This is a genomic window from Stenotrophomonas sp. 2619 (assembly GCF_040548725.1).
GTDB lineage: Bacteria > Pseudomonadota > Gammaproteobacteria > Xanthomonadales > Xanthomonadaceae > Stenotrophomonas > Stenotrophomonas maltophilia_AP.
This window is the reverse complement of the sequence record NZ_JBEPSF010000008.1, coordinates 61,470-74,529: the sequence shown is the minus strand read 5'-3', so window position 1 is coordinate 74,529 and position 13,060 is coordinate 61,470. Positions and strand designations below refer to the sequence as shown.

Sequence of the window (13,060 nt, the reverse complement as noted above, 5' to 3'; positions counted from 1 at the left end):
CGCAGTGGAAGGGGTGGGGACGTGGCGGCAGCTGCGTCGGCACCCCGCAGATCGCAACAGGGCGGGCGCATTGTATCGGTTTGTATCTTTGTGTCGGCAGTGCCGCCGGACGGATCTGGCACAATGTTCAGCCGGGCCACTGAGATGGCCTGCGACCCATCCGAACAAGCCAGGAACCGCTGTGAGCCAGATCCCGACCCTCGACATCACCCGTTTCGACAGTGACCGCGACGCCTTCGTTGCCGAGCTGGGCGCGGCCTACCGCGAATGGGGATTCGCAGGTATCCGCAACCACGGCATCCCGCAGGCCGACATCGACGCCGCCTACGAGGTGTTCAAGGCCTTCTTCGCGCTGCCGGAAGAGACCAAGCGCCAGTACCACGTGCCGGGCAGCGGCGGGGCGCGTGGCTATACGGCCTTCGGCGTGGAGACGGCCAAGGGCTCGCAGCACTTCGATCTGAAGGAGTTCTGGCACATCGGCCGCGAGATCCCGGACGACTCGAAGTACCGTGACGTGATGGCCCCGAACCTGTGGCCGGCCGAGGTCCCGAACTTCCGCGAGCGCGGGTATGCGCTGTACCAGGCGCTGGACCAGCTGGGTTCGCGGGTGCTGTCGGCGCTGGCGCTGCACATCGGGCTGCCGGAAGATTTCTTCGCGGACAAGACCAACAACGGCAATTCGATCCTGCGTCCGATCCACTACCCGCCGATCACCGCCGAGAACATTCCGAACGTGCGCGCCGGTGCACACGGCGACATCAACTTCATCACGCTGCTGGTGGGGGCGAGCGCGGCCGGGCTGGAGGTGCAGTCGCACGAGGGCAAGTGGGTGCCGTTCACCTCGGACGCGGACACGATCGTGGTGAACATCGGGGACATGCTGCAGCGTCTGACCAACCATGTGTATCCGTCGACGATTCACCGGGTGGTCAATCCTCCGGGCGAGCAGGCGCGCCAGCCGCGCTATTCGGTGCCGTTCTTCCTGCACCCGAACCCGGACTTCCTGATCGATGTGCTGCCGACCTGCATCACGCCGGAAAACCCGAGCCGCTATCCGGAGCCGATCACGGCGCATGGCTTCCTGGAAGAGCGTCTGCGCGAGATCAAGCTGAAGTGATGTTGGGAGGGCCGCCGGAAGGCGGCCTTCTTCTTTTAAGGTCAACTTCAACGGCAACGGCCGGCTGTTCGGTTCGTATCGGCTGGCCGGGCGCTGCCATGCCCCGCCGGGACACGCCGTGAACCCGTCCATGGGGGCTCTTAGGCAACATCCATGTTGCCTAAGGTCCCGGCGGGGCATGGCAGCGCCCGACCTCACAGAGTGCTGCGACCGGAACCGAGGGCAGGGGGCAGGCTTGCTGCTGGCGCTTTGGGTCTGCGGATGGGTGAGGCTACGGGTGATTGCTGATTGCTGATGGGTGATGGGTGATGGGTGATGGGGTAGGGATGGGGATGGGGATGGGGTGGGGATGGGTAGGTGCCGACCGTCGGTCGGCACGCTCCACCGCCCTCCCATGCGAACCGGCCAACTGTCGGGGGCTGGCGTGGGTGGGTTGGCGGGACCGTTGGGCGCCATGGATGGCGCTCACGAGCCTCCAGGGACGGATTTACGGCGTGTCCCGCCAACCCACCCGCGCCAGCCCATCCCGATAGCACCGGAATCCCTCGCTTTTCGCATCTGCCAACAATATCCATTTGAAATGTAAGCGTTTTCGCAACCACGCCCATTCGTTTCATCCGGTATCATTGCCGGCTGATACCCAAAGGAGCACCGCATGCGCCGCAAGATCGTCGCCGGTAACTGGAAGCTGCACGGCAGCCGCCAATTCGCCACCGACCTGGTCAGCGACCTGGTCGCCAGCCTGCCGGTCGACGGCGTCGAGGTGGTGATCCTGCCCCCGCTGCCGTACCTGGGCGAACTGGTTGAAGCCTTTGAGGGCCGGGCCATCGCCTTCGGCTCGCAGGATGTCAGCTCCAACGAAAAGGGCGCCTACACCGGCGAAGTCTCCGCCGCCATGCTGGCCGAGGTCGGCGCCCGGTTCGGCCTGGTCGGCCACTCCGAGCGCCGCCAGTACCACAACGAAACCAGTGAACTGGTCGCCCGCAAGTTCGCCGCCGCCCTGCATGCCGGCCTCGCCCCGGTGTTGTGCGTGGGCGAAACCCTGGAACAGCGCGAGGCGGGCCAGACCGAACAGGTCATCGCCGCCCAGCTTGCCCCGGTGCTTGCCCTGGTGGGCCCGGCCGGCTTCCAGCACGCCGTCGTCGCCTATGAGCCGGTCTGGGCCATCGGCACCGGCCGTACCGCCTCCAAGGAGCAGGCCCAGCAGGTCCATGCGTTCATCCGTGGCGAAGTGGCCAAGCTGGATGCTAGAATCGCCGATTCGTTGCCGATCCTGTACGGCGGCAGCGTGAAGCCCGACAACGCAGGGGAACTGTTCGCGCAGCCCGATGTCGATGGTGGGCTGGTGGGCGGCGCCTCGTTGGTCGCCGCGGACTTCCTGGCCATCGCCACTGCGGCGGCCGGGCGCTAATTAGTAATGTTGCCGGCCAACCGTCGGCACGAACATGTCCGAGGACGGATTCGAAATGCTGATGTTGATCCTCAATGTGGTCTACGTGCTGGTGGCCGTCGCCATGATCGCGCTCATCCTGATGCAGCGTGGTTCCGGTGCCGCCGCAGGCTCGGGTTTCGGTGCCGGCGCCTCGGGTACGGTGTTTGGCGCGCGTGGCGCGTCCAACTTCCTGTCCAAGTCGACCAAGTGGCTGGCCGTGGTGTTCTTCGGCATCAGCCTGTTCATGGCCTGGTACGCCAGCCATGGCTCGCGCCCGGCCACCCAGCAGGATCTTGGTTTGATGTCGGCCCCGGTCGCAACGACCCCGGCCGCCCCGGCGGGCGAGCTGCCGGCCGTGCCCAAAGCCCCGGAAACCGCTGTGCAGCAGTCGGTTCCGCAGGCTACTGTGCCGGCTCAGGCGGAAACGCCGAAATCTGGTGAAGAAAAGCCTTCGGAAGGCACCCAGACTCGCTGAAGACGGTTACAATATGCGGCGCACTGAGGGAATCCGATAGGGAAACCCCTCCTTGCGAACGTAAGCCCAGGTGGCGGAATTGGTAGACGCACTACCTTGAGGTGGTAGCGACTTAGGTCGTAGGGGTTCGAGTCCCCTCTTGGGCACCATTTTGTTTGTAAGCGGGTTCGTCTGGCGCGCAAAGCGCCAGGTAGCGGTATCCGTCCACTCCCCCATGCCAACACGCCTGCAGGCGTCGCGGCAGAGGCAAGAGAGAATCGCTGTGCTGGCCGAATATTTGCCGTCTCTGCTGTTTCTGATCGTTGCCACCGGTATCGGCGTTGCGCTGATGCTGGTTGGCCGATTCCTCGGTCCACGACGTCCTGATCTGAAAAAGCTCTCGCCGTACGAATGCGGCTTCGAGGCTTTCGAGGACGCGCGCATGAAGTTCGATGTGCGCTACTACCTGATCGCGATCCAGTTCATCGTATTTGACTTGGAAATCATCTTCATCGTGCCGTGGACCCAGGTCTTCATGGAGCTGGGCGCACGTTCGCTGGTCACGATGGGCCTCTTCGTAGGCATGCTTTTCCTCGGTTTCATTTACGTCTGGAAGAAGGGAGCGCTGGAATGGGAGTGATTCAGACGCTCGACGGCCTGATGAACAACCCGGTCCCGGAAGGGCGGGTCGACGACATCCTGCGCCCCGAAGGCGACAACCCGCTGCTGGAAAAGGGTTACCTGACCACCAGCGTCGACGCGCTGTTGAACTGGGCCCGTACCGGTTCGATGTGGCCCATGACCTTCGGTCTGGCCTGCTGCGCGGTCGAAATGATGCATGCCGGCGCCGCGCGCCTGGACCTTGACCGCTACGGTGTGGTGTTCCGCCCGTCGCCGCGTCAGTCCGACGTGATGATCGTGGCCGGTACCCTGGTCAACAAGATGGCCCCGGCCCTGCGCAAGGTCTACGACCAGATGCCGGACCCCAAGTGGGTCATCTCCATGGGCAGCTGCGCCAACGGTGGCGGCTACTACCACTACTCCTATGCAGTGGTTCGTGGCTGTGACCGCGTGGTGCCGGTGGACATCTATGTCCCCGGTTGCCCGCCAACCGCCGAAGCGCTGGTGTACGGGATCCTGCAGTTGCAGAAGAAGATCTGGCGTACGCAGACCATCGCCCGCTGACCTCCCTCCTGACTAGAGCACGCCAAGCCCCCATGGCAGAGCAAGCACCTTCCTTCATCGACCGACTCTCCGCACACTTTGCTGGTGCGCAGGTCTTCGTGGTCGAACCCCGCGGCGAAGTGACGCTGGAAGTGCCCGCCGCTGACTGGCATGCCACCGCTGTGGCGCTGCGCGACGTATTCGGTTTCGAGCAGGCCGTCGATCTGTGCGGCCTGGACTACCTCGGCTACGGCAGCGACGAATGGGATACGGCCGATGTGTCGTCCCAGGGCTTCAGCCGTGGCGTCGAGGGCAAGTCCGTCGGCCGTTTCGCCTGGGGTGAATTCCCCACCCGCGAAACCAGCGATGGCGCCCAGCCGCAGCCGATTCCGTTGCAGCGTTTCGCCGTGGTCGCCCAGCTGCGTTCCTACCAGCACAACCTCACCATGCGCATCCGTTGCTTTGCGCCGAATGAGGAACTGCCGGTGGTCACCTCGCTGACCGATGTGTGGCCGGGCCTGAACTGGTTCGAGCGCGAAGCGTTCGACCTGTTCGGCGTGATCTTCGAAGGCCACCCGGACCTGCGCCGGATCCTGACCGACTACGGTTTCGTCGGCCATCCGTTCCGCAAGGATTTCCCGCTGATCGGCAACGTCGAAGTGCGCTACGACGAAGAAAAGAAGCGCGTGATCTACGAACCGGTCACCTCGGTGGAGCCGCGCGTCGGCGTGCCGCGCGTGATCCGTGACGATGCCCGTTTCCAGACCGCTGCCGGCGAAAGCGCGCAGACGGAGGCAGTAAAGTGAGTGCTGATCTGAGCAAGCGTGAACCCCAGGCCCACCAGGCCTTTGCGAGCAACCCGGCGGAACTGCGCCAGGAAATCCGCAACTACACGATGAACTTCGGTCCCCAGCATCCGGCCGCGCACGGTGTGCTGCGCCTGATCCTGGAAATGGACGGCGAAACCATCATGCGTGCAGACCCTCACGTGGGCCTGCTGCACCGTGGTACCGAAAAGCTGGCCGAGTCCAAGCCGTTCAACCAGTCGATCGGCTACATGGATCGCCTGGATTACGTGTCGATGATGTGCAACGAGCACGCCTACGTACGCGCGATCGAAACCCTGATGGGGATCGAGGCGCCGGAGCGTGCGCAGTACATCCGCACCCTGTTCGACGAAATCACCCGCATCCTGAACCACCTGATGTGGCTGGGCTCCAACGCGCTCGATCTGGGCGCGATGGCGGTCATGCTGTACGCCTTCCGCGAACGCGAAGAGCTGATGGACTGCTACGAAGCAGTCTCCGGCGCGCGCATGCACGCAGCGTACTACCGCCCGGGCGGCGTTTACCGCGACCTGCCGGACCGCATGCCCAAGTACACCGAATCGCGCTGGCACAAGGGCAAGGCCCTGAAGAACCTCAACGCCGCGCGCGAAGGTTCGCTGCTCGATTTCCTCGAGAATTTCACCGTTGAATTCCCGAAGCGTGTCGACGAGTACGAAACCCTGCTCACCGACAACCGCATCTGGAAGCAGCGTACCGTCGGCATCGGCGTGGTCACCCCCGAACTGGCGCACGCATGGGGCATGACCGGCGTGATGCTGCGCGGCTCGGGCATTGCCTGGGATCTGCGCAAGAAGCAGCCGTATGCCAAGTACGACGCCGTCGATTTCGACATCCCGCTGGGCAAGGAAGGCGATTGCTACGATCGTTACCTGTGCCGCGTGGCGGAAATGCGCGAATCCAACCGCATCATCAAGCAGTGCGTGGCGTGGCTGAAGGCCAACCCGGGCCCGGTGATGGTGAAGAACTTCAAGGTCGCCCCGCCCAGCCGGGAAGACATGAAGGACGACATGGAAGCGCTGATCCATCACTTCAAGCTGTTCAGTGAAGGCTACTGCGTCCCGGCCGGCGAAACCTACGCCGCCGTCGAAGCGCCCAAGGGCGAGTTCGGCTGCTACCTGATGTCCGATGGCGCCAACAAGCCGTTCCGCGTGCACCTTCGCGCGCCGGGCTTTGCCCATCTGTCCTCGATCGACTCGATCGTGCGCGGGCACATGCTCGCCGACGTGGTGGCCATGATCGGCACCTACGATCTGGTGTTCGGCGAGGTGGACCGGTGATCGCATCCGCTTGCACGATGCCTGACACTCGCCGGCTGCTGCCGGCGCTGCAGGTTCTGGTTCTTAACGATTTCGTATTCGCTGAGGTCGGCCGATGAAGGCGACAGGTAATTTCGAGGCGGCGCGCGACGTCGACCCGATGGTGGTCTTGAATGACAAGACCCGTGCGCACATCGATCACTGGCTGGCCAAGTTCCCGCCGGATCGCAAGCGCTCGGCTGTCCTGCAGGGCCTGCACGCCGCACAGGAGCAGAACGCAGGCTGGCTGACCGACGAGTTGATCGCCGGCGTCGCCAAGTACCTGGACCTGCCGCCGGTGTGGGCCTACGAAGTGGCCAGCTTCTACTCGATGTTCGAGTTGGAGAAGGTCGGCCGCCACAACGTTGCCTTCTGCACCAACATCAGCTGCTGGCTGAACGGCGCCGAGGATCTGGTCGCGCACGCCGAGAAGAAGCTCGGCTGCAAGACCGGTCAGTCCACCGCCGACGGCCGCGTCTACCTCAAGCGTGAAGAAGAATGCCTGGCCGGTTGCGCCGGTGCGCCGATGATGGTCATCAATGGCCATTACCACGAGCGCCTGACCGTCGAGAAAGTCGACGAGCTGCTGGACGGGTTGGAGTAAGACATGGCACATCATCACGCACCCAGTGGTCCGGTCGGTCCCGCACCGTTGCCGCACCAGGTGGTCTACACCACCCTGCATTACGACACCCCGTGGTCGTATGAAAGCTACCTCAAGACCGGTGGCTACGCCGCCCTGCGCAAGATCCTCGAAGAGAAGATCTCGCCGGAGCAGGTCATCGAGATGGTCAAGCAGTCCAACCTGCGCGGCCGCGGTGGCGCCGGCTTCCCGACCGGTCTGAAGTGGTCCTTCATGCCCAAGGGCACGATGCAGAAGTACATCCTGTGCAATTCGGATGAATCCGAGCCGGGGACCTGCAAGGACCGCGACATCCTGCGTTACAACCCGCATTCGGTCGTGGAAGGCATGGCGATCGCCTGCTACGCCACCGGCTCGACCGTGGGCTACAACTACCTGCGTGGCGAGTTCCACCACGAGCCGTTCGAGAACTTCGAGCAGGCCCTGGCCGACGCGTACGCGAACGGCTGGCTGGGCAAGGACATCCTTGGCAGCGGCGTGGACATCGACATCTACGGCGCGCTGGGCGCCGGCGCCTACATCTGCGGCGAAGAAACCGCGCTGATGGAATCGCTGGAAGGCAAGAAGGGCCAGCCGCGCTACAAGCCGCCGTTCCCGGCCAACTTCGGCCTGTACGGCAAGCCGTCGACGATCAACAACACCGAGACCTATGCCTCGGTGCCGGCGATCATCCGCAACGGTCCGGAGTGGTTCCAGGGCCTGAGCCTGACCAAGAACGGCGGTCCGAAGATATTCTCGGTCTCCGGCTGCGTGCAGAAGGGCGGCAACTTCGAAGTGCCGCTGGGCACCACCTTCGACGAGCTGCTGGAGATGGCCGGTGGCCTGAAGCCGGGCCGTACCCTCAAGGGTGCCGTCCCGGGCGGCGTCTCGATGCCGGTACTGAAGGCCGACGAGCTCAAGGGCCTGCAGATGGACTACGACACCCTGCGTGCCCTGGGCACCGGTCTGGGGTCGGGCGCCATCGTGGTGCTGGACGACAGCGTCTGCTGCGTCAAGTTCGCCTGCCGCATCAGCCAGTTCTTCCACAAGGAATCCTGTGGCCAGTGCACCCCGTGCCGTGAAGGCACCGGCTGGATGCACCGCGTGCTTGAGCGCATCGTCGCCGGCAAGGCCACCATGGAAGACCTGCATCAGTTGAAGACGGTGGCCGGCCAGATCGAAGGCCACACCATCTGCGCGTTCGGTGAAGCGGCGGCATGGCCCATCCAGGGCTTCCTGCGCCAGTTCTGGGACGAATTCGAGTACTACATCGTCAACGGTCATTCGATGGTTGACGGCAAGAAGGTGGAGGCAGCCGCTGCATGAGCGCGCAACCCAACAATCCGGGCGTGACGCCGGCCGTGGTGCCCGAGGGACATGTCACCGTCGAAATCGACGGTCAGTCCCTGGTCGTGCCCAAGGGCTCGATGATCATCCAGGCCGCCGACAAGGCCGGCATCCCGATCCCGCGCTTCTGCTACCACGAGAAGCTGCCGATCGCGGCCAACTGCCGCATGTGCCTGGTCGACGTGGAAAAGTCGCCCAAGCCGGCACCGGCCTGCGCCACGCCGGTCATGGATGGCATGAAGGTCGCCACCCGCAGTGAAAAGGCGCTGAAGTTCCAGCGCTCGGTGATGGAATTCCTGCTGATCAACCACCCGCTGGATTGCCCGATCTGCGATCAGGGCGGCGAGTGCGAGCTGCAGGACGTGTCGCTGGGCTATGGCCGTTCGGTCAGCCGCTTCAACGAGCGCAAGCGCGTGGTGCCCGACGAGGACATCGGTCCGCTGGTGGCCACCGAAATGACCCGCTGCATCCAGTGCACCCGCTGCGTCCGCTTCACCGCCGACGTTGCCGGTACTTACGAACTGGGTGGCATGTACCGCGGTGAGAACCTGCAGATCGGCACCTACGACGGCAAGCCGCTGACCACCGAGCTGTCCGGCAACGTCGTCGACGTGTGCCCGGTCGGCGCGCTGACCAACAAGGTGTTCCAGTTCCGCGCCCGTCCGTGGGAACTGACCGCGCGCGAGTCGCTGGGTTACCACGACGCGATGGGCTCGAACCTGTTCCTGCACGTGCGTCGCGGCGAAGTGCTGCGCGCGGTGCCGCGCGACAACGAGTCGGTCAACGAATGCTGGCTGTCCGACCGTGACCGCTATTCGCACCAGGGCCTGTACAGCGAAGACCGTGCGGTCAAGCCGCTGCGCAAGGTCAACGGCGAGTGGAAGGAAGTGAGCTGGGCCGAAGGCCTGGCCGCGGCCCGCGACATCTTCGCCGCGAACAAGGGCGATGACCTGGGCGTGCTGGTGCACCCGTCGGCCTCGAACGAGGAGGGCGCCCTGCTGGCCCGTCTCGCCACCGGTCTGGGCACCACCAACATCGATCACCGCATCAACAACCGCGACTTCTCCGACGCCGCCACCGCCGAAGTCTTCGGCCTGCCGCTGGCCGAGATCGAAGGCGCGGACAGCATCGTCGTGCTGGGCAGCAACATCCGCCACGAACTGCCGCTGCTGCATGCCCGCCTGCGCAAGGCGCAGACCACGCGCAACGCCAAGATCCACGCCGTCAACCCGGTGGACTTCGACTTCGCGTTCAAGCTGGCCAGCAAGCAGATCGTCGCGCCGTCGGCCTTCATCGACGCGTTGGGCTCTGCCGCACTGCGTGATGCCGTCAGCGCCTCGGCCGGCAACGCCGTGCTGATCGTGGGTGGCATCGCCGAAAACCACCCGCAGGCTGCTGCGATCCGCGCCGCCGCGCGCGATTTCGCCGCCGCTACCGGTGCCAAGCTGTGCCGTATCCCGCAGGGTGCCAATGCCGTGGGCCTGTCCCGCGCTGGCGTGCTGCCGGCCGGCAAGGACGTCAACGCCATGCTGGCCCAGCCGCGCAAGGCCTATGCCCTGTACGGCATCGAGCCGGGCCTGGACTTCGCCGACGCCGCCGCTGCCCGCAAGGCACTGGCCGGTGCGCAGGTGGTGGCCTTCAGCCAGTTCGCCTGTGCCTCCACCCGCGACGTGGCCGACGTGATCCTGCCGATCGGCGCGCTGCCGGAAGTGGATGCCACCCTGACCAACCTCGATGGTCGCGAGCAGTCGGCCCGTGCCGGCGGCAAGCTGCCGGGCGAGGCGCGTGAAGGCTGGCGTGTGCTGCGTGCACTGGGCGGCGAGCTGGCCCTGGCCGGTTTCGAGTTCATCGACCTGGCCGGCCTGCGTGCCAGCCTGGCCCCGGTCAGTGTCACCGTGTCGACCTCGGCCGCAACGCCGCTGGCAGGCGAGGGGCTGGAAGTGACCTCGACCGCCGCGATCTACCGCACCGATGCGGTGGTCCGTCGCGCCCAGGCGCTGCAGTCGCATCCGCTCAACACCGCGCCGCGCATCGTGCTCAACACCGCCGATGCCGCCCGCCTGCAGTTGACCGAAGGGCAGATGGCCAAGGTCGGCACCGATGCCGGCCGCGCCACCCTGCCGGTGGTGGTCGACGCCCGCGTCGCCGCGGGTTCGGTCTGGATTGAATCGGGCCACGGTGCAACCGCACCGCTGGGTGCCGCTCGCGTAACGGTGGTGGCTGCATGAACGAATTGCTGTTGAACGCGGTCGATCCGCTGCACCAGTGGCTGCTGTCACTGGGCGACATCGGCGCGCTGCTCTGGATCATCCTGAAGATCCTGGTGATCGCCATGCCGGTGATCATCTCGGTGGCGTTCTTCGTGGTCTGGGAACGCAAGCTGATCGGCTGGATGCATGTCCGCCATGGTCCGATGTATGTCGGCATGGGCATCTTCCAGGCCTTCGCCGACGTCTTCAAACTGCTGTTCAAGGAAATCATCCAGCCGGCCAGCTCGCACAAGGCGATGTTCATCCTTGCGCCGCTGATCACGCTCGGCCCGGCCTTCGCGGCCTGGTCGGTGATTCCCTTCGACGCCAAGATCGTGCTGTCCAACGCCAACGCCGGCCTGCTGTACCTGCTGGCGATGACCTCGCTGGGCGTGTACGGCATCATCCTGGCGGGCTGGGCCTCCAACTCCAAGTACGCCTTCCTGGGTGCGATGCGCGCCTCGGCGCAGATGATCAGCTACGAAATCGCGATGGGCTTTGCCCTGGTCGGCGTGATGATCGCCTCGGGCAGCTTGAACCTGAGCAACATCGTGATGGCCCAGGCCGGCAGCTCCGGCTTCTTCGACTGGTTCCTGCTGCCGCTGTTCCCGTTGTTCATCGTGTACTGGGTGTCCGGCGTGGCCGAAACCAACCGCGCGCCGTTCGACGTGGTGGAAGGTGAATCGGAAATCGTGGCCGGCCACATGGTCGAATACTCCGGCGGTGCGTTCGCGCTGTTCTTCCTGGCCGAATACGCCAACATGATCCTGATCAGCTTCCTGATCTCGATCTTCTTCCTCGGTGGCTGGCTGAGCCCGATCCAGGGCTGGGTCAACGCGGACATCTCGCCGTGGATCGACTGGCTGTGGAAGGGTGGTTGGCCGTGGCTGCTGCTGAAGGTGTTCTTCTTCGCCAGCGCCTACATCTGGTTCCGTGCCAGCTTCCCGCGCTTCCGTTATGACCAGATCATGCGTCTGGGCTGGAAGGTCTTCATTCCCCTCACCATCTTCTGGATCGCAGTGACGGCGGTGATGGTGTTCTACGGCGTGATCCAGAAGGGCGTCTAAGTGATGAATCGAATTACCCATTACTTCAAAAGCCTGCTGCTGCTCGAGCTGCTCGGTGGTCTGTGGCTGACCCTGAAGTACGCCTTCAAGCCCAAGTACACGCTGATGTACCCGATGGAGAAGTTCCCGCAGTCGCCGCGTTTCCGTGGCCTGCACGCGCTGCGTCGCTACCCCAACGGGGAAGAGCGCTGCATCGCCTGCAAGCTGTGCGAAGCGGTGTGCCCGGCACTGGCCATCACCATCGATTCGGCCAAGCGCGAGGACGGCAGCCGCCGTACCACCCGTTACGACATCGATCTGTTCAAGTGCATCTTCTGCGGCTTCTGTGAAGAAAGCTGCCCGGTGGACTCGATCGTCGAGACCCACATCCTCGAGTACCACTTCGAGAATCGTGGCGAGAACATCGTTACCAAGCCGCAGCTGCTGGCCATCGGGGATCGGCTTGAAGCCGAGATCGCCGAGCGTCGCGCCGCCGATGCCGCTTTCCGCTGAGGTCGAATGATGGATTGGGTAAATATCAGTTTCTGGGTCTTCTCCATCGTGGCGGGCATCTCCGCCGCGGCGGTGATCAGCGTGCGCAATCCGGTCTATGCCGTGTTGTGCCTGATCCTGACCTTCTTCTCCGTGGCCTGCATCTGGATCCTGGTCGGCGCTGAGTTCCTCGGCGTGGCCCTGGTGCTGGTGTACGTGGGCGCGGTCATGGTGTTGTTCCTGTTCGTGGTGATGATGCTCGACATCGATGCCACCAACCTGCGCGAAGGCTGGGTGCGTTACCTGCCGATCGGCCTGGTGGTCGCGGTCACCATGCTGGTGCAGATGCTGGTGCTGATCGGGGTGAAGGGCAGGGCGGTCAACCCGTTCCCGGCCGACAACGCCGCCGCAGTGGCCGCCGACAGCTCCAACATCACCTGGCTGGCCCGCAGCCTGTTCACCGAGTACCTGCTGCCGTTCGAGTTCGCCGCCGTCATCCTGACCGTGGCCGTGGTGGCCGCCGTGATGCTGACCCTGCGTCGCCGCACCGGCCTGAAAACCCAGAACCCGACCGAGCAGACCATGGTCAAGGGCAGCGACCGCCTGCGCATCGTCAAGATGGATGCCGAAAAGCCGTTGGTCCATACCAACACCAAGCCGTCCAGCGACGAGGAGGCAACGCCATGATCACCCTCGGCCATATCCTGGCGCTGGGCGCGCTGCTGTTCTGCATCAGCCTCGCCGGCATCTTCCTCAACCGCAAGAACATCATCGTGCTGTTGATGTCGGTCGAGCTGATGCTGCTGTCGGTCAACATCAATTTCGTCGGGTTCTCGCGGGAACTGGGTGACACGGCCGGCCAGCTGTTCGTGTTCTTCATCCTCACCGTCGCCGCGGCCGAGGCCGCGATCGGTCTTGCGATCCTGGTAACCCTGTTCCGTAATCGCCGCACCATCAATGTCGGCGAAGTCGACTCGCTGAAGGGCTGATCCGT

The 13,060-nt window shown here is 64.4% G+C and carries 14 protein-coding genes and 1 tRNA gene; all 15 read left to right on the top strand.

Going from position 1 to position 13,060, the window contains the following annotated elements; genetic code table 11:
- The first annotated feature begins 181 nt into the window (after positions 1-181).
- The gene (locus ABIA71_RS09855) at positions 182-1,117 is read left to right on the top strand and encodes an isopenicillin N synthase family dioxygenase (protein ID WP_128098097.1); all 936 of its coding nucleotides are present in this window, start codon (positions 182-184) and stop codon (positions 1,115-1,117) included.
- 655 nt (positions 1,118-1,772) lie between these two features.
- Positions 1,773-2,528: a triose-phosphate isomerase gene (gene tpiA, locus ABIA71_RS09850; RefSeq protein WP_038687231.1), complete on the top strand. Its 756-nt coding sequence runs from the start codon at positions 1,773-1,775 to the stop codon at positions 2,526-2,528.
- Between the two features lie 55 nt (positions 2,529-2,583).
- Positions 2,584-3,024 (top strand): preprotein translocase subunit SecG, encoded by a 441-nt coding sequence (gene secG / locus ABIA71_RS09845; RefSeq protein ID WP_038691966.1) that lies wholly within the window; start codon positions 2,584-2,586, stop codon positions 3,022-3,024.
- Positions 3,025-3,088: 64 nt separating this feature from the next.
- Positions 3,089-3,173, top strand: a tRNA-Leu gene (locus ABIA71_RS09840).
- A 113-nt stretch (positions 3,174-3,286) separates the two neighbouring features.
- Positions 3,287-3,643, top strand: coding sequence for an NADH-quinone oxidoreductase subunit A (locus tag ABIA71_RS09835; protein ID WP_026069699.1), 357 nt, complete (start codon positions 3,287-3,289; stop codon positions 3,641-3,643).
- Positions 3,634-4,188, top strand: coding sequence for a NuoB/complex I 20 kDa subunit family protein (locus tag ABIA71_RS09830; protein ID WP_038687233.1), 555 nt, complete (start codon positions 3,634-3,636; stop codon positions 4,186-4,188). Before ABIA71_RS09835 ends, ABIA71_RS09830 begins: the two co-directional genes overlap by 10 nt.
- 32 nt (positions 4,189-4,220) lie before the next feature.
- Positions 4,221-4,973 carry an NADH-quinone oxidoreductase subunit C gene (locus ABIA71_RS09825; protein ID WP_354285045.1) on the top strand — a complete coding sequence of 251 codons (753 nt, stop codon included), beginning with the start codon at positions 4,221-4,223 and terminating at the stop codon, positions 4,971-4,973.
- Positions 4,974-5,062: 89 nt separating this feature from the next.
- Positions 5,063-6,292, top strand: coding sequence for an NADH-quinone oxidoreductase subunit D (locus ABIA71_RS09820; protein WP_354285135.1), 1,230 nt, complete (start codon positions 5,063-5,065; stop codon positions 6,290-6,292).
- Positions 6,293-6,386: 94 nt separating this feature from the next.
- A complete protein-coding gene (gene nuoE / locus ABIA71_RS09815; protein ID WP_038687236.1) occupies positions 6,387-6,914 on the top strand; it encodes an NADH-quinone oxidoreductase subunit NuoE in 528 nt (175 codons plus the stop codon).
- A gap of 3 nt (positions 6,915-6,917) precedes the next feature.
- Positions 6,918-8,258, top strand: a complete 1,341-nt coding sequence (gene nuoF / locus ABIA71_RS09810; protein ID WP_128096409.1) for an NADH-quinone oxidoreductase subunit NuoF — start codon at positions 6,918-6,920, stop codon at positions 8,256-8,258.
- Positions 8,255-10,507 (top strand): NADH-quinone oxidoreductase subunit NuoG, encoded by a 2,253-nt coding sequence (gene nuoG / locus ABIA71_RS09805; protein WP_354285044.1) that lies wholly within the window; start codon positions 8,255-8,257, stop codon positions 10,505-10,507. Before nuoF ends, nuoG begins: the two co-directional genes overlap by 4 nt.
- Positions 10,504-11,595, top strand: coding sequence for an NADH-quinone oxidoreductase subunit NuoH (nuoH, locus tag ABIA71_RS09800; RefSeq protein ID WP_128095984.1), 1,092 nt, complete (start codon positions 10,504-10,506; stop codon positions 11,593-11,595). Before nuoG ends, nuoH begins: the two co-directional genes overlap by 4 nt.
- Positions 11,596-11,598: 3 nt before the next feature.
- A complete protein-coding gene (gene nuoI / locus ABIA71_RS09795) occupies positions 11,599-12,087 on the top strand; it encodes an NADH-quinone oxidoreductase subunit NuoI (protein ID WP_038687244.1) in 489 nt (162 codons plus the stop codon).
- A gap of 6 nt (positions 12,088-12,093) precedes the next feature.
- Positions 12,094-12,753 (top strand): NADH-quinone oxidoreductase subunit J, encoded by a 660-nt coding sequence (locus ABIA71_RS09790; protein ID WP_354285043.1) that lies wholly within the window; start codon positions 12,094-12,096, stop codon positions 12,751-12,753.
- Positions 12,750-13,055 (top strand): NADH-quinone oxidoreductase subunit NuoK, encoded by a 306-nt coding sequence (gene nuoK, locus ABIA71_RS09785; protein WP_017355932.1) that lies wholly within the window; start codon positions 12,750-12,752, stop codon positions 13,053-13,055. Before ABIA71_RS09790 ends, nuoK begins: the two co-directional genes overlap by 4 nt.
- Positions 13,056-13,060 lie beyond the last annotated feature (5 nt).